The 24,975-nt window shown below is 59.0% G+C and carries 22 protein-coding genes, 1 tRNA gene and 1 pseudogene; 9 read left to right on the top strand and 15 right to left on the bottom strand.

Annotated elements, in window-relative coordinates; translation table 11 throughout:
- Positions 1 to 54 precede the first annotated feature (54 nt).
- Entirely contained in the window at positions 55 to 1,659 is a 1,605-nt protein-coding gene (locus tag DNK06_RS03270) for an ABC transporter substrate-binding protein (protein WP_131178603.1), read from the bottom strand.
- Positions 1,660 to 1,834: 175 nt separating this feature from the next.
- On the opposite strand from DNK06_RS03270, the gene DNK06_RS03275 reads away from it, so the two are divergent.
- The gene (locus DNK06_RS03275) at positions 1,835 to 2,737 is read left to right on the top strand and encodes a LysR family transcriptional regulator (protein ID WP_131178604.1); all 903 of its coding nucleotides are present in this window, start codon (positions 1,835 to 1,837) and stop codon (positions 2,735 to 2,737) included.
- Positions 2,738 to 3,089: 352 nt separating this feature from the next.
- Here DNK06_RS03275 and DNK06_RS03280 read toward each other — a convergent pair whose 3' ends face one another.
- Together DNK06_RS03280 and DNK06_RS03285 are read right to left on the bottom strand one after the other, a co-directional pair.
- On the bottom strand, positions 3,090 to 4,712 hold the full coding sequence (locus tag DNK06_RS03280) for a methyl-accepting chemotaxis protein (RefSeq protein ID WP_131178605.1): 1,623 nt from the start codon (positions 4,710 to 4,712) through the stop codon (positions 3,090 to 3,092).
- Between the two features lie 213 nt (positions 4,713 to 4,925).
- A complete protein-coding gene (locus DNK06_RS03285; RefSeq protein ID WP_131178606.1) occupies positions 4,926 to 5,855 on the bottom strand; it encodes a LysR substrate-binding domain-containing protein in 930 nt (309 codons plus the stop codon).
- Between the two features lie 307 nt (positions 5,856 to 6,162).
- Between DNK06_RS03285 and DNK06_RS03290 the strand changes: the two genes are divergently transcribed.
- On the top strand, positions 6,163 to 7,389 hold the full coding sequence (locus DNK06_RS03290; RefSeq protein ID WP_131178607.1) for an MFS transporter: 1,227 nt from the start codon (positions 6,163 to 6,165) through the stop codon (positions 7,387 to 7,389).
- A gap of 240 nt (positions 7,390 to 7,629) precedes the next feature.
- Complete coding sequence (locus DNK06_RS03295; RefSeq protein WP_131178608.1) at positions 7,630 to 8,121, top strand: hypothetical protein; 492 nt, start codon at positions 7,630 to 7,632, stop codon at positions 8,119 to 8,121.
- 90 nt (positions 8,122 to 8,211) lie between these two features.
- Here DNK06_RS03295 and DNK06_RS03300 read toward each other — a convergent pair whose 3' ends face one another.
- Positions 8,212 to 8,607, bottom strand: a complete 396-nt coding sequence (locus DNK06_RS03300) for a RidA family protein (protein WP_131178609.1) — start codon at positions 8,605 to 8,607, stop codon at positions 8,212 to 8,214.
- 418 nt (positions 8,608 to 9,025) lie between these two features.
- Here DNK06_RS03300 and yghU point away from each other — a divergent pair, with 418 nt between their 5' ends.
- Entirely contained in the window at positions 9,026 to 9,871 is an 846-nt protein-coding gene (gene yghU / locus DNK06_RS03305; protein WP_131178610.1) for a glutathione-dependent disulfide-bond oxidoreductase, read from the top strand.
- A gap of 308 nt (positions 9,872 to 10,179) precedes the next feature.
- Here the strand turns inward: yghU and DNK06_RS03310 are convergent, their stop codons facing one another.
- From DNK06_RS03310 to DNK06_RS03335, 6 genes are read right to left on the bottom strand one after another with little or no spacing between them, the layout of a single operon-like run.
- Positions 10,180 to 11,319, bottom strand: a complete 1,140-nt coding sequence (locus DNK06_RS03310) for an ABC transporter substrate-binding protein (RefSeq protein WP_165493593.1) — start codon at positions 11,317 to 11,319, stop codon at positions 10,180 to 10,182.
- A gap of 1 nt (position 11,320) precedes the next feature.
- Complete coding sequence (locus tag DNK06_RS03315; RefSeq protein WP_131178612.1) at positions 11,321 to 11,764, bottom strand: MaoC/PaaZ C-terminal domain-containing protein; 444 nt, start codon at positions 11,762 to 11,764, stop codon at positions 11,321 to 11,323.
- A gap of 9 nt (positions 11,765 to 11,773) precedes the next feature.
- The gene (locus DNK06_RS03320; protein WP_131178613.1) at positions 11,774 to 12,955 is read right to left on the bottom strand and encodes a CaiB/BaiF CoA transferase family protein; all 1,182 of its coding nucleotides are present in this window, start codon (positions 12,953 to 12,955) and stop codon (positions 11,774 to 11,776) included.
- A gap of 16 nt (positions 12,956 to 12,971) precedes the next feature.
- The gene (locus DNK06_RS03325; RefSeq protein ID WP_131178614.1) at positions 12,972 to 14,255 is read right to left on the bottom strand and encodes a TRAP transporter large permease; all 1,284 of its coding nucleotides are present in this window, start codon (positions 14,253 to 14,255) and stop codon (positions 12,972 to 12,974) included.
- Positions 14,252 to 14,758 carry a TRAP transporter small permease gene (locus DNK06_RS03330; RefSeq protein WP_131178615.1) on the bottom strand — a complete coding sequence of 169 codons (507 nt, stop codon included), beginning with the start codon at positions 14,756 to 14,758 and terminating at the stop codon, positions 14,252 to 14,254. Before DNK06_RS03330 ends, DNK06_RS03325 begins: the two co-directional genes overlap by 4 nt.
- A gap of 47 nt (positions 14,759 to 14,805) precedes the next feature.
- The gene (locus tag DNK06_RS03335) at positions 14,806 to 15,786 is read right to left on the bottom strand and encodes a C4-dicarboxylate TRAP transporter substrate-binding protein (RefSeq protein ID WP_165493592.1); all 981 of its coding nucleotides are present in this window, start codon (positions 15,784 to 15,786) and stop codon (positions 14,806 to 14,808) included.
- A gap of 108 nt (positions 15,787 to 15,894) precedes the next feature.
- On the opposite strand from DNK06_RS03335, the gene DNK06_RS03340 reads away from it, so the two are divergent.
- The 4 genes from DNK06_RS03340 to DNK06_RS03360 all read left to right on the top strand — a co-directional run bounded on the left by DNK06_RS03340 (position 15,895) and on the right by DNK06_RS03360 (position 17,640).
- Positions 15,895 to 16,683, top strand: coding sequence for an IclR family transcriptional regulator (locus DNK06_RS03340; protein ID WP_165493591.1), 789 nt, complete (start codon positions 15,895 to 15,897; stop codon positions 16,681 to 16,683).
- 48 nt (positions 16,684 to 16,731) lie between these two features.
- On the top strand, positions 16,732 to 16,884 hold the full coding sequence (locus DNK06_RS25485) for an integrase core domain-containing protein (RefSeq protein WP_423228042.1): 153 nt from the start codon (positions 16,732 to 16,734) through the stop codon (positions 16,882 to 16,884).
- 196 nt (positions 16,885 to 17,080) lie between these two features.
- Entirely contained in the window at positions 17,081 to 17,359 is a 279-nt protein-coding gene (locus DNK06_RS03355; RefSeq protein ID WP_131178618.1) for an antitoxin of toxin-antitoxin stability system, read from the top strand.
- Entirely contained in the window at positions 17,356 to 17,640 is a 285-nt protein-coding gene (locus DNK06_RS03360; RefSeq protein ID WP_131178619.1) for a type II toxin-antitoxin system RelE/ParE family toxin, read from the top strand. The genes DNK06_RS03355 and DNK06_RS03360 overlap by 4 nt, the downstream gene beginning before the upstream one ends.
- A 95-nt stretch (positions 17,641 to 17,735) precedes the next feature.
- Here DNK06_RS03360 and DNK06_RS03365 read toward each other — a convergent pair.
- The 5 genes and pseudogenes from DNK06_RS03365 to DNK06_RS03380 form a co-directional block, all read right to left on the bottom strand.
- Positions 17,736 to 17,825 (bottom strand) — tRNA-Ser (locus tag DNK06_RS03365).
- 207 nt (positions 17,826 to 18,032) lie between these two features.
- Complete coding sequence (locus DNK06_RS03370; protein WP_131178620.1) at positions 18,033 to 18,488, bottom strand: GNAT family N-acetyltransferase; 456 nt, start codon at positions 18,486 to 18,488, stop codon at positions 18,033 to 18,035.
- Between the two features lie 126 nt (positions 18,489 to 18,614).
- A complete protein-coding gene (locus tag DNK06_RS03375) occupies positions 18,615 to 21,044 on the bottom strand; it encodes a membrane-bound PQQ-dependent dehydrogenase, glucose/quinate/shikimate family (RefSeq protein ID WP_131178621.1) in 2,430 nt (809 codons plus the stop codon).
- A gap of 290 nt (positions 21,045 to 21,334) precedes the next feature.
- Positions 21,335 to 21,436 (bottom strand): annotated as a pseudogene (locus DNK06_RS25490) (cupredoxin domain-containing protein); the annotation flags it as partial.
- Positions 21,435 to 22,187 carry an AraC family transcriptional regulator gene (locus DNK06_RS03380; protein ID WP_131178663.1) on the bottom strand — a complete coding sequence of 251 codons (753 nt, stop codon included), beginning with the start codon at positions 22,185 to 22,187 and terminating at the stop codon, positions 21,435 to 21,437. The gene DNK06_RS03380 and the pseudogene DNK06_RS25490, both read right to left, overlap by 2 nt.
- A 215-nt stretch (positions 22,188 to 22,402) precedes the next feature.
- Here DNK06_RS03380 and lon point away from each other — a divergent pair, with 215 nt between their 5' ends.
- Positions 22,403 to 24,790 carry an endopeptidase La gene (gene lon, locus DNK06_RS03385; protein WP_131178622.1) on the top strand — a complete coding sequence of 796 codons (2,388 nt, stop codon included), beginning with the start codon at positions 22,403 to 22,405 and terminating at the stop codon, positions 24,788 to 24,790.
- The last annotated feature ends 185 nt before the right edge of the window (positions 24,791 to 24,975 follow it).

Genomic DNA, 24,975 nt, shown 5'->3' on the forward strand with positions numbered 1-24,975 from the left:
AGAAAGACGTGGTGTTGGCTCAAGCGCCGCGCCACCTGGGCGGGCGGCGCAGCCTCACTTGGCTTTGCGCATGCCCCAGAATGCAGTGACCGGACCGGTCACGATGTCGCTCAGCTCCTCGCGCCAGGTCGTCACGCTCTGGAACTGCCCAAGCGGTATAACGATCACCTCATCCATCGCTCGCTGCTGCACCGCGGTCGCCAGCTCCATGCGCTTTGCAGGCGTGGTAGCCACGGAGAAGTCAGTGCGCAGCTGCTCAAGTGTCGGGTCGGTCGGCCAGCCAAACCAGCTGCCCCCGGTACCGGTCGCAATCAATGTTGGATTGATGGTCGGGCTCCACATGCTGTCCACGGTGAAGTTGGTGAACATCATGTTCCAGCCGCCTTCGGACGGTGGGTTCTGGCTCGCACGCTGGCTGACCAGGGTTTGCCAGTCCATCTGTCGTAACTCGACGTTGAAGCCCGCCTTGCGCAGCGCCTGGGCCACCACCACTGGCTGCGGCGCCAGGGTCGCAACATCGGAAGGTTGCAGGATGACCACCGGGGTCTGCTGGTAACCGGCCTCCTTCAACAAACGGCGTGCCTCGTCCAGATTGCCGTCGGCGGTCAGCGACTGTGCGCCGGCCTCGGTCGACTGGGGAATGTTGCAGCCGTACACCGACCCGCATGTCTGATAATAACGCGGGTCGCCCACCAGCGCGGCCATGACGTCTTTCTGGCCGATGGCTTGCAGCGCCGCGCGACGGATACGCACGTCGTCGAATGGCGGCTGCAGGAAGTTCATACGCGCCACGGTCAGCATGCCCAGGGGGTCGAGTACTTCGTTCTTGATCTCCGGGCTGCCTTCCACGAGCGGCAACAGGTCGTAGGGAGTGCGCTCGATATAATCGATATCGCCGCTGTTGATGGCATTGATCGTGGTCTGCATGTCGGGCATGTGGATCCACTCGACGCGATCCACGTACACCTCTTTGCTGCCGGCAGTACCGGCAGGCGCCTCGCTACGGGGCTTGTAGTCGGCGAACTTGGTGAATACCGCCTTGACCCCAGGCTGGTATTGCTCGTCGACGAACACGAAGGGGCCGGAACCGATGTGGTTCGCCAGCGGCTGGCCCGGTTCGGCAGACGCGACCTTCTCCGGCATGATGAAAGCCGCCACGGCTGACGGTTTGGAGATCAGGTCGATGGTGTCGCCGAAAGGCGCAGACAGCTTCAGCTCGAACTGCTGGTCGTCCACTGGCTCCAGGCTTGCGACGTGCTCCATCAGCAACTGACCGCCAGCATCGAAAACTCCCCAGCGCTTGAGCGAGGCCACCGCATCCTTGGATGCCACCGGCGTTCCGTCGTGCCACAACAAGCCGTCACGCAGGCGGAAACTGTAGGTCAGGCCATCTTCGGAGACGTTCCAGTCGGCCATTTGCGGTTTTGGCTCGTTGTTCTCGTCCAGACCGATCAAGGTGTCGTACACCATGTAGCCGTAGTTGCGGGTGATGGTCGCGCTGCTGGCTACCGGATCCAGTGCGCGCAGCGCCGCATGCATCACCGCTCGGACAGTGGTCTCGGCATGGGCGTTGGCTACCGGCAGCGTACCTGCCATTGCGATTGTCGCCAGCAGGCTCATGGCCCGCAAACCGCGGCGAGTGGAGTTCAGCTTCTGCATCGTCTCGTACCCTTCGCTGTGTCAGTTGTCTGTGAGGAGTCGAGATATTCACCTTGGCAAGCCGTGACCCCTAAGTCGAATTCGATACTATCGCTCGCGAAAAGCATGCCGTTAGATGTATTTTTCGAACGTCGTATTGCCTTTTCGGCAATAGCACAACGGTGGAGTACCCGGCATGACCGAACGCGTTCTGATCGATACGGCGCTGCGCTATTTCCTGGCTGTAGTGCGCTATGGCTCGATCAACAAAGCGTCCGTGCAACTGCACGTCGCACCTTCTGCGGTCAGCCGACAGATCTCGCATCTGGAGGCGGAGCTGGGAACCCAGCTGTTCGAACGCCAGAACTCGGGCATGCGCCTGAGCCCGTCAGGTGAGCTGCTGGCCGACCATGCCCGCAAGGCTCGGCTCGAAGCCTTGCGCGTGGTAAACGAGATCACCGGGCTAGAAGGGATACAGAAAGGCAAGGTGCGTATTGCCAGCATCGAAGGGCCCGCAACCTATTACCTGCCCTATCTGATCAGCCGCTTTCGTGAACGCTACAGCGGCATCCACTTTGAGCTGATCGCATGCTCCAACAGCAACGTGACGCGCAGAGTTCAGGAAGGCGTCAGCGACATCGGCCTGACCCTGAGCCCACCGCCAGCCAGAGGTATTCGGGTCGAAAAAAGAATCTCGTCCCCGGTCAATGCCATCATGAGTCGCGATCATCCACTGGCGACTCGCAAGCAGGTCACCCTCGCACAACTAAGCGGCTATCCATTAGCTCTTCCGCTCGAAAGCACCAGCATTCGCAACCTGTTCGACATCAGCTGCAGTCGCCAAGGCTTGCTGTTGGAACCGGTGATGGTCAGCAACTACGTAAATGCGCTCATCAACTTCGCATTGTCAGGAGGCGGTGTGACGCTGTTCGGAGAGCTATCCGTGCGTCATCACAGTGACCGAGCCAGCCTGGCGGTACTGCCCATCAAAGACAGGGAAATGAGTTCGCGAACGATAGAAATACAAACCCTGGCGGGGCGAACCCTTCCCAAGGGCGTAGCGGCATTTTTGGAAATGCTGTGCCAGGAATTGGCATGATGCCTGGCGTCGACTTCGTTGACGCTCATGAAGCGGCCATGGGGCGTGCTCAAATGTCGGCCACAGCCTTAGGTTATTCGTCAGCAATCGCCGGAGACAGCCATCGTCGGGGTACTGGCCGGCTTCAGACTTCAGGAGTCACCCGCTCAGAGCTGATGAAACAAAATGGCTAGTCAGCAGTTCATCGCGCCTGGTGATCGTCAGAACGGTCACGCAAAGGCCATCCCCCGTATTTACAACCGCCAGTTTACAACCACAGTGTTTGGCATCGCGCTGGCGGTGGAACGCATTGGTCAAACGGCTGCCAGCCCTATGGACGTGTCATTTTTCAAAATCGGCGCGGCTCGCTCGATCAGTCTTTCAAGCGCGCCGCCAACGTCGACAGATCGCCGGACAGCCCCTGCATGGCACGGCTCGCCGACTCGCTGCGCTGCAGGTCGGTCTCGTTGCTCTGGGCGATGGAAACGATCTCGACCAGGTTGCGGGCGATGTCTTCGGCGACCGAGGTTTGCTCCTCGGCCGCAGTGGCGATCTGGCGGTTCATGTCGCGGATCGCTTCCACCGCCAGGGTGATGCTGTGCAAGCGCTCGCCGGCCACACCGACCTGGGCACGGCCCGCAGCACTCTGTTGAGCGCCGGCGTTGATGGCCGCAGTCGCCTCCTTCGAAGCGCTCTGCACATTGGCGATCAACTGATGGATTTCGCTGATCGAACTGGCGGTACGGAACGACAGATTGCGCACCTCGTCAGCGACCACCGCGAAGCCCCTGCCCGCATCGCCAGCCCGCGCCGCTTCGATAGCGGCGTTGAGAGCCAGCAGGTTGGTCTGGTCGGCTATGCCACGGATCACTTCCAGCACGCTGCCGATGCGCTCGCTGTCGCTTTCCAGGCGCGTGATCACTTCCGAGGTGCGAGTGATCTCGCCGTGCATCTGCTCGATGGTGGCGATGGTACGGGCCATGGTCGCCTCGCCTTCCTGCGCGGCCTGATCGGCTTCATCCGCCGCTCGCGCCGCCGTGGCGGAATGCCGCGCGACCTCCTCGGCCGTCGCACTCATCTCATGCATGGCCGTGGCCACCTGATCGGTACGGGAAAACTGCTCGCGAATGCCGTGGCCAATATGCCCGGCCACGCTGCTCAGGTCGTTGGTCGCGGCATCGAGTTCGCCCGTACCACGGCGCAGTTGCTGCGACAGCGTCTGCATGAACTCGCGCAGGCGATTGGCCGCCTGAGCCAGACGGCCCACTTCGTCCTCGCGGCCTTCGCTCAGGCGTTCACCGAACTGCCCGCGGCTGAGCAGATCGAGCTGCCCAGTCGCCTGCAACAGCGGCGTGGTGATGCGCCGATTGACCAGCCAGGCGCTGAACAGCGCCAGCAGTACGCCAAGCCCGAGCATCGCCAGGCTGCCGAACAGCACGCTGCGCTGGGCGATCTCGCTCAGTTGCATGGCACTCGCCTGGCTGCGTTCGTGCAGTTCGTTGACCAGTGCCGACAACTGCTCGGTGGTCGCCCGGTCGATGCCCTTCACCGCCGCATCGCCGGCCTGAGCGGAAAACCCGGCCGCGACAAAGGCCTCGTAACCACGGCGATAGGCCTGGCCCATCTCGGCATGTGCACGGCGCAATTCGCTCAGGCGCTGGCGAAGCTCGGCACTGCCCGCCGTTTCGATCAAGTGCCCAATCTGCGTCTGCACCCGCCCTTCCTCTTCCTGAAATTGCTGCCAGTAACGATTGCGCTGCGTTTCGTCGGAGCCGCGCAGCAACACGTTCTTCCATTCCTGCACCTGGATCTTGAACGCCAGGTTGGCCGCATCCACCTGCCGCGCCTCTTCGAGAGGACCGCCGAGCAACGCCTGATAACCATCCAACTGCCGCGACAGCAGCGCAAAACCCGCCAGCGCAATCAGCAACATCAACACCAGAGCACCGCCAATCAGCAACACCAATTGGGCACGCAGCGAACGACCAAGGCTCATGAAAAACTCGAACGGAAGGGAGAAGTACGATGATTTTATGAAGGCTGTGTTACAAATATGTTTCAGGCGGATTGCCGGCGGTCAGCTAGATTCGCTTCAATTTGCGCTTCATCGACACCATCTTCGTTCACCTGCTAAGAGCGCCGTTCGGGATCGGGTAGGAAACGAGGGCTATCGAGCCACCGCCTCTCCGATCCGTATGCGCTCATCGGACTATTCGACCGAGGAGCACGCCTGCACTTTCACCCAGCTCATGAAAGCCTGGATTTCAGGAATCTTCTCCTTCCCTTGCGCGCACAAGAAGTAGTAGCCGCTGTCGGTGTCCAGCTCATCGGGGAACAGCTTCTGCAATTCGCCGGTCTTCAGCTCATCGCTGATATGGGAGGTGCGCGCCATCGCCACGCCCAGACCTCGGAGCGCCGCCAGTACTGCCATGCTGGTGTGTGGCACGCTCAACGCGCAATTCAGCGACTCGCCAGCAACGCCGTGATGATCGAGCCAGTACTCCCAGGACGGTGAGGACACCATCTGCCCGTTCAATTTGCTTCTCGAGCGCAGGATGAGCGGATACCTGAGGATATCGTCTGCCGCGGCAGGAAGGCCCAGCGCCTCGATCAGAGCGGCACTGCAAACCGGAAAGATCCGCTCGGCGAAGATGAACTCCGAATACAGCCCCGGCCAGCTGGCAGCGCGCGTCTCGAGCCTTATGGCGACCTGCGCGTTGGCATTGTCGAATCGGGCGAACTCCTCGGTGTTGAGTTTGATCCCGATACCTGGACATAACGCCTGAAACCTCGGCAGGCGGGGTATCAACCAGGTATTGGCGAACGAGTCATGCACGAAGACTTCCAGCACGGGGATCCTTCGCTCGCCTCTTTCAAAACCATCGACAACGCGGCTCATCTCCTTGAAAAACACCCGCACGACGGGCAGCAGCTCGGCACCGTTGCGGGTGAGCTTCATGGCTCCCGATTGTCTTTCGAAAAGCTCGACGCCCAACAGGTCTTCCAGTTGTTTTATCTGGTGACTGATTGCGCTTTGGGTGATGTGCAGCTCGGCAGCTGCCTGCGAGAAATTCAAATGCCTCACACAGGCTTCGAATCCCCTCAGCGAGACCATCGAAGGAAGTCTTCTCAACTGCATGTGCTGGTCTCCGAAATAACTTCATGGGGCATAAATTCCTTTCATTACCACCCCAACCGAACGCCGCGACAGAATGGGCGTGTCCATCATTTGCTCCTTGTACTTCATGGTCGGCGCCCGGGCAATCGCCCATCGACTCGGCATCATTCAGGCCTTGAGCCGATAGGGAACGACCCCGCAGCCGGCCACGGCGAACGTCCACGCCAACCTGGGGCCGATGCATCCCGGCAGCTCAGCTTCATGCACCAGCGGCATGCTGGAGAAATCTTTTCCGCAACACTGACCAACGCTACGACCGGCAGATAACATGACCCCCACTCCGACTGCAAACGATGCCCCAGGTGACGACAAAGCGGCGAAGAAGAAAACACTTGTCGCGGCGTGCGTGGCCCATGCCACCCATGACGGCCTGAGCGACCTCGTGTATGTCTTCCTCCCCATCTGGCAGGAAATGTTCATGCTCAGCTATGTATGGTTGAGCATACTCAGGAGCGCCTACGCCCTTACCCTGGCGTCTTTGCAGATTCCCGCCTCGACACTCGCGACGAGGATCAGACCCGAGTACCTCCTGGTGATCACCACCTTGGTGACGGGTATCGGCTGGCTGGCGGCGGGCTGGGCAGGAGGCGCCACGACACTCGGCATGGCCCTGGTGCTGGCGGGCATCGGGGCCAGCGCCCAACACCCCGTCGCCTCGGCACTGGTGTCCAGGGCCTACGGGCGAAATGCGAAAAGGCCACTGAGTCTCTACAACTTTTCCGGCGATCTCGGAAAGTCGCTGTTACCGGCGTCCGCCGCGCTGCTATTGACCCATACTGCCTATGGCTACGCGGTCACACTGTATGCGGGTATCGCGGTACTCGCCGCGCTGTGCATCGGCTCACTGCTCAGGCAGGCGTCGGCTGAAACCCCAGCGCGCCAGGACAGCGCCAACCTCGCGCCCGGCGCGCTGCCCGTTCAGGACAACCCCGGGGCCTTTCATGCTTTATTGTGCACGGCGATATTGGACAGCGCCGTGCGCATGGGCTTGCTGATCTTCCTGCCGTTCATCATCAAGGAAAACGGCGGCTCTCTGGCCCAGATAGGCATGGGCCTGACTCTGGTGTTCATCGGTGGAGCCTTGGGGAAATTCTTCTGTGGCTGGATGGCAGACTCGATCGGAGCCATCAAGACCGTCATCGTTACCGAGCTGGCGACGGCGCTGCTGATAGGGGTCGTGCTTTCGGCACCGCTCGGCATCGTCCTGCTGGTGCTTCCACTGCTCGGCGCGGTGCTCAATGGCACGTCGTCAGTGCTGTATGGATCCGTGACCGACGTTGTCGATCCGAAAAAACTGGAGAAGGCTTTTTCGATCTTCTACACAGGCACGATCGGCTCAGGTGCGTTGTCGCCAATCCTGTATGGGTATGCCGGCGATCAACTGGGCGTGACCACCGCGACAGCAACCGTCGCTATCACGGCCGCGATGGCACTCTTTCCGGTATCGCTCTACTCGCTACGAAAACCCGGCACCTTTGATCCGCAACCGGGTTAAAAGTCGAGTGGTGGATTATCTTGAAATCAGGTTAACCCAGCCGATTTCACGGTATCAGGGAAAAGAGGACGGATTTATTTTCATCATCCTGAACACCCCGCCTCTGTCCGGATGCGGAAATTCAGAGCAGCAAAAATAAATCTGTCCCGTTTGGCCGACGAACCTGGCAAGACTGAATACAATGTGCGCCAGATATCCCGAGCCATGAATATGGCTGCACTGGACAAGGAACTCGCCTCCATGGCCTCCTCTGATAAGCAGCAAAAACGTGCCCTGCGGGCCAAAGCCAAGGCCAAGCAGAACCGTATGGGCAAGCCCAAGGCCAATGTCGTACATCCGGTGTTGGCCAATCCGCTGATCAATGAACCCTTCGATGATGTCGAAATCGACCTGAGCACCTTCGATTTCAAAGACATCGAGGAGAACGGTTTCGACCCGGCACATTTCGACGATCTGTTCCAGGCCATGAAAGTGGGTGAAGGCATCAGCCTGCTGGCGATGTGCCTGGTGTTCCTGCAATACCCGGTGTTGGAGCTGGTGGTCGCAGAGGAAGCGGAAGATCCGGCGACCGACTTCATGATGGGCCTGCTGATCACCTATCGCGGGATCTTCCACGATGAAGACGAAGACGCGGCAATGCATTGGATCAGCAGTGACGCCTTCCAGAAGGCCTACAACGAAGCGTCGATGATCCTGCAGAAGAAGAACGCCCGCTGCAGTGCCCGCGCTTAGATCTGTCCCCCTATTGGCCTCGGTGACCATCAGCAAATGGCTACGGCAGCTTAGTGAGGGTCAGAACAGGCGAGCGCGGCGCATTGCAGTTCAGGCATCCGGCAGCTTGGCGATGACCTTGATCTCGAACTGGAAACCATTCAGCCAGGTTACGCCAATGCACGTCAGCGTCGGATGCGGAGCATTGCCCCAGAATTCAGGCACGACGCTCCAGGCGGTCTCGAATATCGCTTCGGGATTGACCAGAAACACGCTGGCATCGACGACGTCATCGAAGGTGCAGCCTGCGGCCTTCAGCACTGCGTTGAGGTTTTCGAACGCCAATCTGACCTGCTTCTCCAGGTTCGGCTCGGGTGATCCGTCTTCACGGCTTCCCACCTGACCCGACACGAAGAGAAAGCCGTTCGAACGAATGGCAGGGGAGTAACGGTCTCGCTCATAGATCGCCTGCCGCCCTGCAGGGAAAATAACGTCACGCGTGGCCATGGCCGTCTCCTTATCTGTTTACTTGGAAAGGAGACTGTAGAGGTACCTCCGCGACGGATAAACTCGCGAGTCTGCTTATCACTGTTCTCGATTCCCAAACAATCAAATGGTGCAGGAGGTGCTTATGCGCCGTCTCGCTACCCTGCACGCGTGCACTCGAAATGGTTTGTAGTGCTCGCCCTGCCCCGCGTACGAACTGCCGTATAGCCTTCAATAAGGGTCGCCAAGGAGCTGCCAAATGGATATGTCCGTTTTCGGCCGAAACAAACGTTCGCCTAGACGGATGAACCAGGCATCGCAGTTGGCAGTATCAGCCGAATCGATGATAGGCATGCGCAATACGCATTCGAACCCCGGGCTAAATCCAGATAGCCTTGCTCTCGAATGCATTGCTCATGAAGCCGATAGCGAGGAATCGATGACCCAATCTACCTATGTACCGCCGAAGGTTTGGCAACACCTTGAGACTTCCGGTGGCCAGTTCTCCAAGATCAACCGGCCTGTCGCAGGCGCAACCCACGAGAAGGCACTGCCGGTCGGCAAGCATCCGTTGCAGCTCTATTCGCTTGCCACGCCCAACGGCGTGAAGGTGACCATCCTGCTGGAGGAACTGCTCGCACTGGGGCATGGCGATGCCGAATACGATGCCTGGCTTATCCGGATTTCCGAGGGGGATCAATTCTCCAGCGGCTTCGTCGGGGTCAATCCGAACTCGAAGATTCCGGCACTGATCGACCAGAGTGCGGGTACGCCCATCCGCGTGTTCGAATCCGGATCGATCCTGCTTTATCTGGCGGAAAAATTCGGCGCGTTCCTGCCTGCAGATCCGGCAGGCCGTACCGAAACCCTCAACTGGCTGTTCTGGCAAATGGGAGCGGCGCCCTATCTGGGCGGCGGCTTCGGGCATTTCTACGCCTATGCGCCGGAAAAGCTCGAATACCCAATCAATCGGTTCACCATGGAAGCCAAGCGTCAGCTGGATGTGCTGAATCAGCGGCTCGCCGAGCATCGCTACCTGGCAGGCGACACCTACACCATCGCTGATATCGCCGTGTGGCCCTGGTATGGCGAACTAGTGAGGGGCAACGTGTATTCGGCCGCGGAGTTCCTCGCCGTTCATGAATACCCCCACGTACTGCGCTGGGCCGATGAGATAGTCAATCGCGAAGCGGTCAAGCGTGGCCGGCGGGTCAATCGCACTTGGGGCGATGATTCGGAGCAAGTGCCGGAGCGGCACCAGGCCTCCGATCTGGATACGGTCTGAGCCGAGAAGCTCCTGGCGAAGGCCAGGAGCTTCTCTGGTTAAACAAAGAACAACGCGGATAGGCATCGAGTTGCCTTTACGCATCGGACAGAGGACTCCACATAAGCCCTATTAATTTCATCTGCTTATGATTTAGATATATCGGAAATATAGGGGCTCCGTTACGTCGCAATACATATTGGGATGGTGCGAGCTCACTGAATATGAAAACGAAAATACTTGATGCAGCCTTGAGAGAAGCTGGGCGATGAGATGACTTAAACCGGGCTAAAAAGTGATACACCATCCAACCCGGTGAAGGCACGAAGCTATATTAGTGAAAGTAGCTTTTCACGAACCTTTTCAGCAGCAGTACCCGCTCTTAGTCCCTCTGCGACAATCTCGCCGCCACTGCGCTGGAAATCGATGTAACCAGCAAACCGTGGGCGAACCCAGGCGGTTTCCATCGAACCTCGTACGGCACTGAAAAAGTGGTTGAAACGAGCGTCGAGATCGCTCTGCAGCCATCCGTCACGCGTTGCCGCTTGACCATGATGCTCACCAACTATGCGGGTCTGTACTTCGTCCCCCAGGATGAATCGCATGAACTGAAGCGCCTCTGTCTTGGCCTTTGAATAACGTGACAGGCCAAGTGCCGTACCACCTATGGCCGAGCCTGCTTCATAGGGTGCACGAACACCGGCAAAGTTGGCGAAGCTGAGCGGCCGAGAGTGATCATGCTCTCCATGGGCCGCATAACCGTAGACAACGGGGGCATATACGATGTCGTCACGCTCCCCCATCGCCTGGTGGAGATCAATGCTGTTCCAATGTGCCGCCTCTGGCGCGGACAGTGCGAGCACATCGGCAACAGCGGTATAGGCCTGCGCAAAGCTTTCAGCGGGAATATCAAGAATGCTCTTTTCGTCAGCCAATACCGGTTGCCCGAGGTTAGCCATGTATGACCAGATGGAGAGAATTGCGTGTGGTGTATCGATGGCTGTTCCCAAATACAGCCCAGCCTTGCGCACTTCGGTTCCAAGCTGGAGAACATCGGCATGGCTCTTCGGTACGACGCCAAATCTCGCCATCAGATCGGCTCGATACAGGGCATGCTGAGTAGCGCCATCGATGGGCGCTCCCCATAGATGCCCTGCGAAGCGGTAGCTGGCAAGGCTGTTACCGATGTAGCGACTGCCCTGTTCCTCGCCCAGTAAATCCGGGATCAGGAGCTCCAACGGCTCGAAGCAAGCGCTCTGACTGATCACCCCGCAAAAAGGATGATCGAAAATGATCAGGTCATACTGCCGGGCAATGGTATCGATGCCCTGGTGTTCGAAGTCGCTCAACGGGCGTGTCGAGTGCTTCACTGAAATGCTTGGGTTCGCATCCTGAAACCGCTCAATCGCGGCCTCGATTGGCCCGGTTGCACGGCGGTGCTGCCAATTGAGTACGGAGATCTCGGTCACGTCAGCAGCTCCTGCGATTCACAATATGGATGTGATGGCAGACGAGCGCGAGACTATCATCCTGCTTGAGTACCTCGACCTTCTCGATAACCAGGCCGACTTCGGCACGCTTATGGTCTTTCTTCTCCTCGATCGTCGAACGGACACGGATCGTATCGCCGATATGCACCGGATTGACGAAGCGCAAGCGATCGTAGCCATACGACATGCTTTGCGGATTGATCACACTGGCCGCCATGCCTATTCCGACACTAAAGATCAACGTGCCGTGAGCGATACGTTGCTTGAACGGCTGAGTCGCGCACCATTGCGCATCCATGTGGTGGGGGAAAAAATCCCCGGTTTGTCCAGCATGAAGAACGATGTCCGCTTCCGTGATGGTACGACCGGAAGTGAGGAACGTTTCGCCAATGTCATAGTTCTCAAAATAACGCTCGATGATCATATCGATACCTCAAAGGTTGAAGGTTGTCTGAATGGCGGCATTGTCTTCGCCCACTTTTGGGGCCCCTTTGGACGAGCGCAGGACGCGACCGTCGAACCGTATCGGGCAGCGTGTAGTGCGGACGCGCTCGCCGCTGGCGGTGAATACGTTCTGAATCATGTCCAAAGCCTTGAATCCGTCGTGCGCGACCAGTGTTGGCCAGTCCATAACCTCTGCACACCAGATGTCCGCTGGCTCCAGAAGCGTTAGCCAATCCGCTGTCGAACGGGAGGACAGGCAGTCACGAATGATGGATTTGATGAGGTCGCGATGGCTGAACCAGGTGTCCGGATCGGCCGCATAGATCCCTAGTTCAGGACTCTCGAGCATCTCGGCCAGTTTCTGGATCGGCATCATCGCCAGTGCCAGAAACCCATCGCGAGTCGGATAGATGCCATAGGGCGCAGCAAGATAAGCGCTTGCACTGCATACCCCGCTTCTCACTGGCGCTCGCTCGTTATCGTTGAGAAAGGTGCTGAAGAACTCGAACTGCAGATCCAGGATCGACTCCATCAAGCTGACATCAACCCGCGAGCCCTTCCCACTGACGCCGCGACGGACGAGAGCGGCCAGAATGCCCTGAACCAGATGGGCACCGGTCATCATGTCGGCCACGGCCACACCGGTTGCCACCGGTGGCTTGTCGGCATCTCCGCTCATCCAGGCAAGACCGGAAAGCGATTGCACGAGCAAATCCTGTCCAGGTTTGCCTTTCCATGGCCCCTCGTTGCCATAACCTGAAATCGATGCATAGACGATACGCGGATTAAATTCCTTTACATCGTCATAACCCAACCCAAGGCGCTCGATGATCCCAGGTCGAAAGTTTTGAATCATTACGTCAGCCGACTCGATCAGCTTGCGAACCTTAACCAGATCGTCCGGGTTCTTCAGGTCAGCAGCAAAGCTTTGCTTATTGCGGTTGATGGTATGAAACAGCGTGCTATCGCCATCTATTTTCAGGTTCGACACGTACAAGCGACGACTCAAATCACCACCATCGGGGCGCTCGATCTTGATGACCGTGGCGCCGAGATCCGCGAGACGCAAAGCGGCGGAAGGCCCCGCCAGGAACTGGCTGAAATCAAGGACGAGAAGTCCTTCCAGCGGCAGGTGAGGCTCCTCATTCGAAAGGCGAATTGATGTATCCATGCGATCCTCCAGAGGTTCAAGGCATGATTAGGGCAGGAAGGGTTAGCGATATCTGGGGGAAAAGCGTCACCAGCGCCAGGATCAGGAGCAACGTCGCGAGAAGTGGAATGGACTCCCGGAACGTCTCGATGACAGGGGTTCGGAGGGTACTGCTGGCGGTAAAGGTAAGAGTGCCAATAGGCGGTGTCACACCGCCGAGCGTAAGGTTGAGAACCATGATCACACCGAAGTGAACAAGGTCGATATCAAGTGAAGCGGCCACTGGTGCCAGTATCGGGGTCAGCAGGATCAGCGCAGCAGTTCCCTCAAGGAACATGCCGATCACCAGCAACATCAGGTTCACACACAACAGCAATAACAGTGGGTTGCTGGTTAACTGGATCAGAGCAGAAGCGATCTGCGTCGGAATCTGCTCCCAAACCATGTAATAACCGAACACAGCGGCGGCACAGATGATCAACATCACGATCGAGATGGTGGTAATCGAATCGCGGATGATGTCGGGCAATTGCCCGATGCGAAGCTCGCGGTAACAGACAACGCCCACGAAAACCGCATAGAAAACAGCAATGGCACCCGCTTCGGTTGGCGTGAAAATGCCGTAGCGCAGCCCCACGACGATAAACACGGGTATCGTCAACGCCCAGATTGCATCGACGAAGGCTTTCAAAAGCTCCTTGCCACTGACCATTCGCGTACGAACGGGCTTGAACCCTCTGCGGCGGGAGATGAAGTAGATGGAAATCATCAGGCCGACTGCGATCAGGAAACCTGGCGCGATACCGGCGATAAACAGACGCCCGACCGATACGTTGGCCATGAAGGCGTACACGATCAATCCGATACTTGGCGGAATCATCGCGACGATGATCGAGGAACAGGCCACCACCGCTGCGGCGAAGCCCCGCGGATAGCCATTCTTGATCATGGTCGGGCCGAGCATCTTGGACAGCATCGCGGCATCGGCATTGGCCGATGCGGTGAGCCCGCCCATCATGGTCGCCATGATCACACTGACTTGCGCCAGACCACCAATGAAGTGGCCCACGAAGGCATCAGCCAAGCCTAGAAGACGACGTGTGATACCCGCCGCATTCATTATCGCGCCGGCAAGAATAAAGAACGGCAAGGCAAGCAACGGGAACGACTCGGTGCTGGACACCATTTTCTGGGCAAAAATGCCCATAGGCAGCGCACCGTCAAGATAGAAGTACAGCAAGCTGGGTGCTATCAGTGCGATGGCAACAGGAACACTGAGTACCAGCAGGACGAGTACTAGCAAGAGTGGCCAGATAATCATGGGCGCACCTCCTCAGTGGAGAGTTTTTCCCATGTTGCCGCGGCATGTCGGACGGCCATCAGAAAGAATCCGAGTGCCGCCGAGGCATAAACCACCGCTTGCGGAAGCCGCAGAATTGTCGTTGGTACGTCCATTGTTTCCAGAGTAAAACTGCTCGCCAGTGCCGTTAGAGATATCAGGGTAATGAGCACCACCACGGCAGCGATCACCTGAACAGCGCGCGACAGCTTCACGGGAAGCAGCCGCAGGAGAGAGTCGATCATGATGTGGCCCGAGCGCCGAAATACGGCCGCGGAACCGAGAAAAACCAGCCAGGCAAAGGCGATGGTAGCCAGTTCGCCACTCCACGCGGCAGGTGCCGAAGTTATGTAGCGAGTGATCACGCCCCACGCCACACCACTGACGACAATTACCAGTGCGATACCAGCAAGCATTTCTTCAAGTAGCAGATCCGAGAAGCGCAGCTGTTCGCCGCCGGACTCAACATTCTGTTGATCGGTCATAAGAATCACCAAAATTCAGGAAATAGGGTTAGTCGAACTACGCCAGCTCAGTCGCTGAGGATCTTGCGTATTTCGCTATAGGTACCCGGCGTCCAGCCCGGCATCGTCTCGTAGACCGATTGGGTCGTCTGGCGAAACGCTTGTATGTCGATGTCACGTATGACCGTGACCCCCTGCGCTTCCAGATCCTTCAATATTTTCTGGTCGTTTACGAGCGTTCTGCGTGTCATCGCATCGCCAGCCTTTTCGGCCTCCTCGGTAAGAATGTTCCTGAGGTCAGGCTCCATTCCCTCGAAAACCTTTTCACTCATCACCAGGCCCAGGTAGGCATCGAAATGGCGGGTCAGCGACAAGGTTTTACGTTGCTCTTGTAAACGCGCACCAACCATCGACCCCAGAGGAGTTTCAACGGCGGCCACCACGTTCTGGGACAGAGCGCTGTAGACCTCTGTCCATGGCAATGGCACTCCTCGGGCCCGTAATGAGCCGAAGGTCGCAGCCCAGATCGGGTTTGGGGCTATGCGCATGGTGACGCCGGCAAGATCAGCCGGAGTCCGGAACGGCTTATCGCCCAGCATATGTCTGCTGCCGAAGAAGAAGTTGAATGCCAGTGGATGAAACCCGGCCACCGCTGCCCGCTTCTTTAGGTTCGCATACCAAGGACTGTCGAGAATGCGCTGAAAGTCCTGCGGCCGATCGAGCAGATAAGGGCCATTGAGCACGCCAAAGTCAGGAACGAAGTCCGACATGAATGCAGGGTCTGCTACCTGGATGATCGGGGCTCCCATGCGAACCTGCTCGAGAAGTCCACGATTGGCTCCCAACTGTTCAGACGGGAAAACGAGGATCCTGAGCCTTCCATCACTGCGCTCGCTGACCGCCTTGGCAAAGGCTTCCAGCTCAACATTGATAGGCTCGGTAGGGGCTAGAGCGTGGGCTACACGCAGCGTGAATGGCTTTGCCCAGCAAATGGGACTTAGCAGTGCAAGAAGGGTGGCCGCAATGGCCCCAACAAATAGCTTGTGCATTATTATTCTCCCGGATCTGGCTTGAGCATGGGCCTGCGCTGCCAGTCTTATTTTCATATTTGTCGAGATGATTTTGTATATGATATTACTAGGGTGTCAAGGATAATTATGGAAATCGAACCCCAGCACCGCGCGCCTGCGCTCGAAAAAGGCCTCGACATACTCGAAGCACTGGCAGAACAGCGAGGCGGGCTCTTGCAGAAGGAGGTTGCCGACCGCGTAGGCCGCTCGGTCAGCGAAGTGTTTCGTGTGCTAGGCGCACTGGAACGGCGCGGCTACATAGCCCGTGATTCGGGCTCAGGCCTGTACACATTGACCCTGAAAATGTTCGAGCTTGCCCACATTCATCCGCCCACCCGGCGGCTGATTGAAATCGCCACCACAAAGATGGAAACGCTGGCGACTCAGATCAACTGCACCTGCCATCTGGTTATTCGCCATGGGAATCGCCTGATGGTGATCGCACAAACGCAACCAGATACGTTGGAAATGGGGTGGAGCGTACGGGTAGGCGGCGTTCTACCAATGTCTCCACGCTATGCATCAGCCAGAACGCTTGCTGCTTTTCAAAAGGATCATCAGCGAGAGGCGATGCTTTCCATGATGCTGGGCGATGCAAATCAGGCCGACCAGCGCGCACTCGAGAAAAAACTGGAGAACGTTCGTATCCAAGGCTATCTGATTTCCCCAAGCGAACTGGCGCCAGGAATCACCGACATCAGCTGCCCTATCCTCAATCATTTTGGTGACGCAATCGCTGCATTGACCGCACCTACCTTCGGGCCTCATGTGGAGGATGAGGCTCACATCGCCGAAGTAGTAGGAAAAGTAAGAGCGACCGCAGATGCCATATCGATCGCCATAGGTGGTCAGAGCTTGGCGCAGGTGTATGAATAGAAAGCTGGGTGGCGTTGTCCAGTAAACGCGCCCGCTTCTCGCAATTGCCTGCTTGAACCCGAACCTGGCTCTGCCTTAAGACGGTACAACGAGTACGGGTTCTGTTCGCTGGTCGAGTCCAGAATCCGCATCGCAGCCTGGCACAGGAATTACAACGAACATCGACCACACAGTGACGTTGGCAGTAATCGCTGGCTATGACCATACGCTATGCGCACCTTGCGCCGGATCACCTGCAGGGCGCTGTCAAACTCGGGCCGGTAAGCGATTATCAGCGTTTTATAGAGCTGACCACGCCCTAGGCCTCATGTGCTGGTGGCTTCTCGGTATCGACGTCTTGGCTTAACACGCATCCAAAACGTATATACGTCGTACACACGAACAAAGGTAAACCCGCATGGCCAAAGAAGCTGTTTTCAATCTGAAACTTGAGCCTGAATTGCGCGAAGGGTTCATGGCTGCTGCACAAGCCGTTCACCTGCCAGCCTCACAGGTAATGCGTGACCTGATGCGCGACTTCATTCGCCAGCAGCAAGCCAAGGAGCATGATGAGTTTGTTCAGCGCAAGGTAGCTGTAGTAACTAGGGCCTCAGTAGAAGCTGGTCGTGGCCGCGCCAATGAAGACGTTGAAGCTGCCTTCGCCGCACGTCGTGCTAAGGCATTGGGTCACGAATGAAGGTTATCTGGGCGCCTGAAGCTGAGCAGGATCGTCTGGACATTTGGGACTATATCGCTGCCGATAACCCCGTCGCTGCCGTGCATATGGATGAGCTAATCAGCACTGCTGCATCCACTCTGGCTGACTTTCCCGGCAAGGGGAAATGGGGAAAGGTCGCGGGCACCCGAGAACTTGCTCCCCACGAAAATGACCGCTTTGTCTATCAAACTGAAGATGACGCGGTATGGATTCTTGCCTTGGTACATGTAGCCAGAATGTGGCCCCTGCTCCAAGACTGATCCCACAGGCCTTGGCCTGCTTTTGACACTTTGCATGCCGCAGATAGCAAAAGTCCACGAAACTCTATGAATTTCATGGATTTAGGCTTTAGATATGGCGGGAAGATAGGGATTTGAACCCTAGGTACCATCGCTGATACAACGGATTTCGAATCCGTCCCGTTCGGCCACTCCGGCATCTTCCCAGGCGGCGCGCATGATATCAGCAGAAATCGGTTTGGCGAAGCCCATCGGGCGATTTTTTTCGGTTGCTTTCAATCGCTTGCCTCATTTGGCATGACGGTAAAGCGCGACAGGGTCGGCGGTTACAGCCGGATGGGCATGTCCGGCGGTGAATAGGTGCAATGAGTTGCCGGTCGCGGCTCGGGATTTCCATTGGCCTACAGTGGCGATCAGCCCTCGCGGCGCATGCCGATATGCGGAATGTCGTCTTCCAGGTACTCGTCAGTCACCGCGATGAAACCGTAGCGGCCGTAGTAGCCCTGCAGATGGGCCTGGGCGGACATATACACGGGAACGCCTGGCCAGCGCTGGGCGCAGGCTTGCAGAGCCTGCTCCAGCATGCCGTGCCCCAACCCTGTGCCGCGGGCGCTGGCCGCTGTCACTACACGACCGACCACCACCTCGCCATCATTGAGCGCCGGGTCGAGCAGGCGCAGGTAAGCCACCAGTTGCTCACCCTGCCAGCCCAGCAAATGGCAGGTATCGCCTTGCAAGTCGAGGCCATCGACTTCCAGGTACGGGCAGTTCTGCTCGACGACGAAGACCTGGGTACGCAGCTGCAGCGCAGCGTAGAGTTCGGCCTTGCTCAGCTCGGCATGGGGTTTGAGGTGCCAGATGACGGACATGATCGACTCGCTAGGTGAATATGGTGCAGGCCGCAGACTCTAGCGTTTTCAGGGCGAGCCGTCATGGCGCAGGCATGAAAAAGGGCCGGCGGGTTGCCCCGACGGCCCTTTGCACTGCGCTAGCCGTTATTGCGGCAGTGCGTAGGTGATGACGTAGTCACCGGTCGGGGTTTCCATGAAATGGTGCCCCGCCGCGACGATCATCAGGTACTGACGGCCATTGGCTTCATAGACCAGCGGGTTGGCCTGGCCACCGGCTGGCAACACGTCTTCCCAGACGGTTTTACCGGTCTTGATATCGATGGCACGAATCAGGTCATCGGTAGCCGCGGCAATGAAGATCAGGCCACCGGCGGTGACCACCGAGCCGCCGTTGTTCGGCGTACCGATGTCGATAGGCAATCCGGAGCGGATATTCCAGGGGCCATTGCCACGCGCCGTGCCCAGCGGACGATCCCAGAGGGTCTCACCGCTCTTCAGGTCGATGGCACGGATGCCACCGTAAGGCGGTTGCTTGCACAGCAACCCGGTGTATTTCAGGCGCCAGCCGGCATTGACGTTGATCGCGTAAGGCGTACCAGCCTGCGGATCACCCGCGCCCTCGGCGCCGCCGCGGTCAGCGACCAGCTCTTCACGGGGTTTCCAGCCCATGCGGTCGGCATCTGCGCGGGGTACCAGTTGCACGTGGTTGGGCATGTCGTTGTAGTTGGCGATGATCACTCCACGCTGGGTATCGATAGCCACACTGCCCCAGTCGGAGCCGCCGTTGTAGCTCGGGTATTCGATGCTCGGGCGATCGGGGGTCGGCGGTGTGTAGATTCCTTCGTAGCTGGCTTGCTGGAACTGGATGCGGCAGGCCAGTTGGTCGAAGGGCGTCATGCCCCACATGTCACGGTCGGTCAGATCCGGCTTGCGCAGGGTGTGGTAAGTCGAGAACGGCTGAGTCGGCGAACGCTGCTCCGGCTCGGCGCCGCCCTGAGGCACTGCACGCTCTTCGATATCGAACAGCGGTTCACCGGTACGGCGGTCGAACACATAGATATCGCCCTGCTTGCTCGGTAATACCACCGCCGGTACCAGGCCTTTGTCGGTGGGGAAATCCACCAGGCTCGGCTGCGAACCCAGGTCGTAATCCCAGACATCCTTGTGGGTGGTCTGGAACTTCCAGGCAGGCAGGCCGGTTTCCACGTTCAGCGCAACCAGAGCCACGCTCCACTCGTTGACTTCCGGCGTACGCGAGCTGCTCCAGTAGTCCGCCGCGGCGTTGGCCATCGGCAGGTAAACCATTCCCAGCTTGTCGTCGCCCGAGGCGATGGTCCACATGTTCGGCGAACCACGGGTGTAGGTTTCGCCCTCCGGCAGTGGCGCGCTCTGATCGGGACGCGCAGCATCCCAGGCCCACTTCAGCTCGCCAGTGACGGCGTCGAAGCCCTTGATCACACCGGACGGCGGATCGACGCGCTGGCCATCCAGCACCTGGTGGCCGGTTACGATGACGTTGCGCACGATCACGGGTGGCGAGTTGATCGACACATAACCCTCGGGCGTGACGCCCATGCCGGTCTTGATGTCCACCTGGCCGTTGTCGCCGAAGTCCGCACAAGGCTCGCCGGTCTTGGCGTCCACGGCGATGATGCGCCCGTCCAGGGTGCCGGAGATGACGCGAGCCTGGCAGGCTGTCGGCTGCGTGTCAGCGCTGGCCTGAGTGTCGCTCTGCTGCGGTACTTCGTAGTAGGACACGCCACGGCAGGCTGCGGTGTAGGGAATCGCTTCATCCGGCACTTTCGGGTCGAAACGCCACAGCTCCTTGCCGCTGCTCGCATCCAGGCCGATCAGGATGTTGCGCGAGGTGCACAGGTACACCGAGTTGCCGATCTTCAGCGGCGTGGTTTCCGCGCCCCAGCGGTGATCGAGCAGATCGCCGGTGCGGTATTGCCAGGCACGTTCGAGCTTGCCGACGTTGTCGGCGTTGATCTGATCCAGAGGCGAATAGCGGGTCGCGGCTGCGTTACGGCCGTAGGCCGCCCAGTCACCATCCTGTGGGGCATCCGAATGCTGCGCCGAGCCCACGTCGGTTTCCAGCGACTGGCCCTGCGCCTCAGGCACCTCGGCCAGGTTGACATAACCATAGGGCACGAACGCCAGGACACCGGCCGCCGCAAGGCCAAGGAACAGTACCCCCGCCAGCCCGCGGGAGGCGCCTCGGGAAAATCCGCCCAGACGTGGCAGCAACAGGGCGACGATGATCGCCAGGATCAGCACCACGTCCAGACGCGGAATCCAGCGCCAATAGTTGAGCCCGGACTCCCAGGCCGCCCATATCAGGGTGCCGACGAACACAGCGGCGAACCACCCGGCACCGGAGCGCCTACGTCGCGCCAGCAACACGCCGGCTATCAGCAGACCAACACCGGCAATCAGGTAATACCAGGAACCACCCAGTACGGCGAGCCAGCCGCCGCCAGCGGCCAGCAGTACCCCCACCAGCCCGATCAGGCCCCCGAATAGCAACAGCAGTGGGTCGCGCCCGGCGCGCCGTTGGTGAATCTCCGTCATGACAAAAACTCCTTGGAAAAAACCTGTGCAAAGGCAGACGTCCTCCTAAGGGAGGACGCCAGATGTAAATGGATGTTTCAGTGTAGATGAAAGTTCAGACTGAAAAGCCATCCAGTTTGCAGGGCCAAGCCTTGAAATAGAGCGGTCGGCATAACGAAGAGAGGTGACGAGGGCATGGAGGGAAAGATCAGCTTTTGCGCAGTCCAGCGATGCCGCCCCTGGTGAAGAAGCGCACGATGCGCGGGCTGCGCGTCACGTTGAGCAGCATCACTGACAGCGAATCACGAGGCATCGGTGATGTATACGTAACCGGCCATCCAGTCGTGGAAACTGCACCCCAGCAGCGCCAGTCCAGGCTTGCCGAACACCAGCGTCGCGCTGGGCGTGCCCTTATTCGCTACCGCGCAGCCGCTTCGGCGTGAGCCCGAGGTAACGGCGCATTGCGGTAGTCAAGGCGCTCTGGCTGGAGAAGCCGCACTCCTCGGCGATACGGATCAGCGGCAGGCTACTTTCACGCAGCAATCGCGTGGCACGGTCGAGGCGTGCCTTGAGCAGGTACTGATGCGGCGTGAGGCCAACGCTGTCCTTGAACTGAGCATGGAAGTGGCTGGGACTCAGACAGGCGACATGGGCCAGTTCAGCCACGCTGATACGCCGCGCCAAATTGTCGGCGATGTAGCCATCCAGACGCTGCACATCCATCGATCCATGGCTGCGCCCTGCCGATTCGCCGAACAGGCGCAGATGCAGGGCACGCAACAGCACGCCGCCAAGCGAACGGGCCAGCAAGGGGTCACTGCCATAACGTTCCAGCTCGGCACCGGCATAGCAGAGCAGGTGCTGGAAATCGGCATCCAGCTGCGGGTAGCGCGGCGTATCGAACAGGTGGCCGAGCAGTTGCAAATCCTCGGCGGACATGTCCTGCTCGTTGAGATCGACGATCAGCATGCGGTTGTCGCCAATGCCCGCGAACTGGTGGTCGGCATCCCCCGGCACCAGGCAGGCGCGCATTCGGCACACTTCGCCACCACGCCCGACCACCTCGAACTCGGCACGCCCCGACACCGACATCACCAGTTGATGGTGGTCGTGGGTGTGTTCGTGGGCCTGATCGTCCAGGCGCATGAGGCGGGCATTGAGCATGATTCGCAACTCGATGGATGAAGCGCGCACTCTACCGCGTTGCATGAAAAAACTGTATGGGCCACGACGGGTGGAATGTCGGCCATTGCGCGAAACACCCTGCAAGCATTGCGCAAGCCCCACAAGCGTGCAGATCACGGGCAGGCAAGCGAATAAATATTGAAAAAAACCAGCGGCGCCCCATCTAACACTCAACGTGAAAAGACAGGTGCCGCATGAACGAGACGCAAGATATCGAGATCGCTTCGGAGCAGACCGGCCACAGCCTGATGCTGCCCGGCCAGAGCCTGCCGGACAAACTCTATGTGATTCCGATCCACAATCGGCCGTTCTTCCCGGCGCAGGTGCTGCCAGTGATCGTCAATGAGGAGCACTGGGCGGAAACCCTGGAACTGGTCAGCAAGACCGAGCACCGTACCCTGGCCCTGTTCTATGTCGATCAGCCAGTCACCGACCCGCGCCATTTCGACACCTCCAGCCTGCCGGAGCACGGCACCGTGGTGCGTGTGCATCACATCAGTGGAGACGACGGCAAACTGCAGTTCGTCGCCCAGGGCCTGACCCGCGTGCGCATCCGCGGCTGGCTCAAGCACCATCGCCCGCCCTACCTGGCCGAGGTCGACTACCCGCGCAATGCCAATGATTCGCGTGATGAGGTCAAGGCCTACGGCATGGCGCTGATCAACGTGATCAAGGAGTTGCTGCCACTCAACCCGCTGTACAACGAAGAACTGAAGAATTACCTCAATCGCTTCAGCCCCAACGATCCGTCGCCACTCACCGACTTCGCCGCAGCCCTGACCACGGCTCAATCCACGCTGCTGCAGGAAGTGCTCGACACCGTGCCGATCCTCAAGCGCATGGAAAAAGTGCTGCCCATGCTCCGCAAGGAAGTGGAAGTGGCACGCCTGCAACATGAGTTGTCCGCCGAAGTGAACCGCTCCGTGGGCGAACACCAGCGCGAGTTCTTCCTCAAGGAACAGCTGAAGATCATCCAGCAGGAACTGGGCATCACCAAGGATGACCGCAGCGCCGACTCGGAACAGTTCAGCCAGCGCCTGGAAGGCAAGACCTTGCCCGACCAGGCGCGCAAGCGCATCGACGAGGAGATGAACAAGCTCTCCGTGCTGGAAACCGGCTCTCCCGAATACGCGGTAACGCGCAATTACCTGGACTGGGCCACCAGCGTGCCCTGGGGCGTGTTCGGCAAGGACAAGCTCGACCTCAAGCATGCCCGCAAGGTGCTCGACGACCACCATGCCGGAATGGACGACATCAAGGAGCGCATCACCGAATTCCTCGCCGTCGGCGCATTCAAGGGCGAGATCGCCGGCTCCATCGTCCTGCTGGTCGGCCCACCCGGCGTCGGCAAGACCAGTATCGGCAAATCCATCGCCGAATCCCTGGGCCGCCCCTTCTATCGCTTCTCCGTCGGTGGCATGCGCGACGAAGCCGAGATCAAGGGCCACCGCCGCACCTATATAGGTGCGCTGCCGGGCAAACTGGTGCAGGCGCTCAAGGATGTCGAGGTGATGAACCCGGTGATCATGCTCGACGAGATCGACAAGATGGGCAGCAGCTTCCAGGGCGACCCGGCCTCGGCACTGCTGGAAACCCTCGACCCGGAGCAGAACGTCGAATTCCTCGACCATTACCTGGATCTGCGCCTGGACCTGTCCAAGGTGCTGTTCGTGTGCACCGCCAACACCCTGGATTCGATCCCCGGCCCGCTGCTCGATCGCATGGAAGTGATTCGCCTGTCCGGCTATATCACCGAAGAAAAACTGGCCATCGCCAAACGCCATCTGTGGCCCAAGCAACTCAACAAGGCCGGCGTGTCAGGCAAGCAGTTGTCGATCAGCGACAGCGCCCTGCGCGCATTGATCGAAGGCTACGCCCGTGAAGCTGGCGTGCGGCAGCTGGAGAAACAGCTCGGCAAGCTGGTACGCAAGGCCGTAGTGAAGCTGCTCGAGGATCCGCAGAGCAAGGTCAAGATTGCCGCCAAGGATCTGGAGCAGTACCTGGGCATGCCGGTGTTCCGCAGCGAGCAGGTGCTGTCGGGGGTCGGTGTGATCACCGGCCTGGCCTGGACCAGCATGGGCGGTGCCACGCTGCCGATCGAGGCGACGCGAATTCACACCCTCAACCGCGGCTTCAAACTCACCGGCCAGCTCGGCGAAGTGATGAAGGAGTCGGCGGAGATCGCCTACAGCTACATCAGCTCGAACCTGAAAACCTACAAGGGCGATCCGACCTTCTTCGATCAGTCCGCCATCCACATGCACGTGCCCGAAGGCGCCACGCCCAAGGACGGCCCCAGCGCGGGTGTCACCATCGCCAGTGCCCTGCTCTCCCTGGCTCGCAACCAGGCGCCGAAAAAGGGTGTTGCCATGACCGGCGAGCTGACCCTCACCGGCCAGGTGCTGGCCATCGGCGGCGTGCGCGAGAAAGTCATCGCCGCACGCCGGCAGAAGATTTACGAACTGATCCTGCCCGAAGCCAACCGCGGCTCCTACCAGGAACTGCCGGACTACCTCAAGGAAGGCATTACCGTGCATTTCGCCAAACGCTACAGCGATGTCGCCAAGGTGTTGTTCGACTGACCACTGCAACCACTTCGAAACCCGGATTACGCCTGCGGCTAATCCAGGCTACGAATGGGTATGGTACCGATGGTATGGTTTGGCCGGTAGCCTGGATTAGCCGCGTAGCGGCGTAATCCGGGTCTGGCGACTCCACCAGCCCCTCTTTGCCTACTGCCCCCGGAAAATCAGATAGATCGAAATGC

It is taken from the genome of Phytopseudomonas daroniae (assembly GCF_004327285.1).
Classification (GTDB): domain Bacteria; phylum Pseudomonadota; class Gammaproteobacteria; order Pseudomonadales; family Pseudomonadaceae; genus Aquipseudomonas; species Aquipseudomonas daroniae.

Coding starts and splice junctions, on each gene's coding strand:
- DNK06_RS03270 (WP_131178603.1), bottom strand. CDS start 1,659: ATGCAGAAGCTGAACTCCACTCGCCGCGGTTTGCGGGCCATGAGCCTG.
- DNK06_RS03275 (WP_131178604.1), top strand. CDS start 1,835: ATGACCGAACGCGTTCTGATCGATACGGCGCTGCGCTATTTCCTGGCT.
- DNK06_RS03280 (WP_131178605.1), bottom strand. CDS start 4,712: ATGAGCCTTGGTCGTTCGCTGCGTGCCCAATTGGTGTTGCTGATTGGC.
- DNK06_RS03285 (WP_131178606.1), bottom strand. CDS start 5,855: ATGCAGTTGAGAAGACTTCCTTCGATGGTCTCGCTGAGGGGATTCGAA.
- DNK06_RS03290 (WP_131178607.1), top strand. CDS start 6,163: ATGACCCCCACTCCGACTGCAAACGATGCCCCAGGTGACGACAAAGCG.
- DNK06_RS03295 (WP_131178608.1), top strand. CDS start 7,630: ATGGCCTCCTCTGATAAGCAGCAAAAACGTGCCCTGCGGGCCAAAGCC.
- DNK06_RS03300 (WP_131178609.1), bottom strand. CDS start 8,607: ATGGCCACGCGTGACGTTATTTTCCCTGCAGGGCGGCAGGCGATCTAT.
- yghU (WP_131178610.1), top strand. CDS start 9,026: ATGACCCAATCTACCTATGTACCGCCGAAGGTTTGGCAACACCTTGAG.
- DNK06_RS03315 (WP_131178612.1), bottom strand. CDS start 11,764: ATGATCATCGAGCGTTATTTTGAGAACTATGACATTGGCGAAACGTTC.
- DNK06_RS03320 (WP_131178613.1), bottom strand. CDS start 12,955: ATGGATACATCAATTCGCCTTTCGAATGAGGAGCCTCACCTGCCGCTG.
- DNK06_RS03325 (WP_131178614.1), bottom strand. CDS start 14,255: ATGATTATCTGGCCACTCTTGCTAGTACTCGTCCTGCTGGTACTCAGT.
- DNK06_RS03330 (WP_131178615.1), bottom strand. CDS start 14,758: ATGACCGATCAACAGAATGTTGAGTCCGGCGGCGAACAGCTGCGCTTC.
- DNK06_RS03335 (WP_165493592.1), bottom strand. CDS start 15,786: ATGCACAAGCTATTTGTTGGGGCCATTGCGGCCACCCTTCTTGCACTG.
- DNK06_RS03340 (WP_165493591.1), top strand. CDS start 15,895: ATGGAAATCGAACCCCAGCACCGCGCGCCTGCGCTCGAAAAAGGCCTC.
- DNK06_RS03355 (WP_131178618.1), top strand. CDS start 17,081: ATGGCCAAAGAAGCTGTTTTCAATCTGAAACTTGAGCCTGAATTGCGC.
- DNK06_RS03360 (WP_131178619.1), top strand. CDS start 17,356: ATGAAGGTTATCTGGGCGCCTGAAGCTGAGCAGGATCGTCTGGACATT.
- DNK06_RS03370 (WP_131178620.1), bottom strand. CDS start 18,488: ATGTCCGTCATCTGGCACCTCAAACCCCATGCCGAGCTGAGCAAGGCC.
- DNK06_RS03375 (WP_131178621.1), bottom strand. CDS start 21,044: ATGACGGAGATTCACCAACGGCGCGCCGGGCGCGACCCACTGCTGTTG.
- DNK06_RS03380 (WP_131178663.1), bottom strand. CDS start 22,187: ATGCTCAATGCCCGCCTCATGCGCCTGGACGATCAGGCCCACGAACAC.
- lon (WP_131178622.1), top strand. CDS start 22,403: ATGAACGAGACGCAAGATATCGAGATCGCTTCGGAGCAGACCGGCCAC.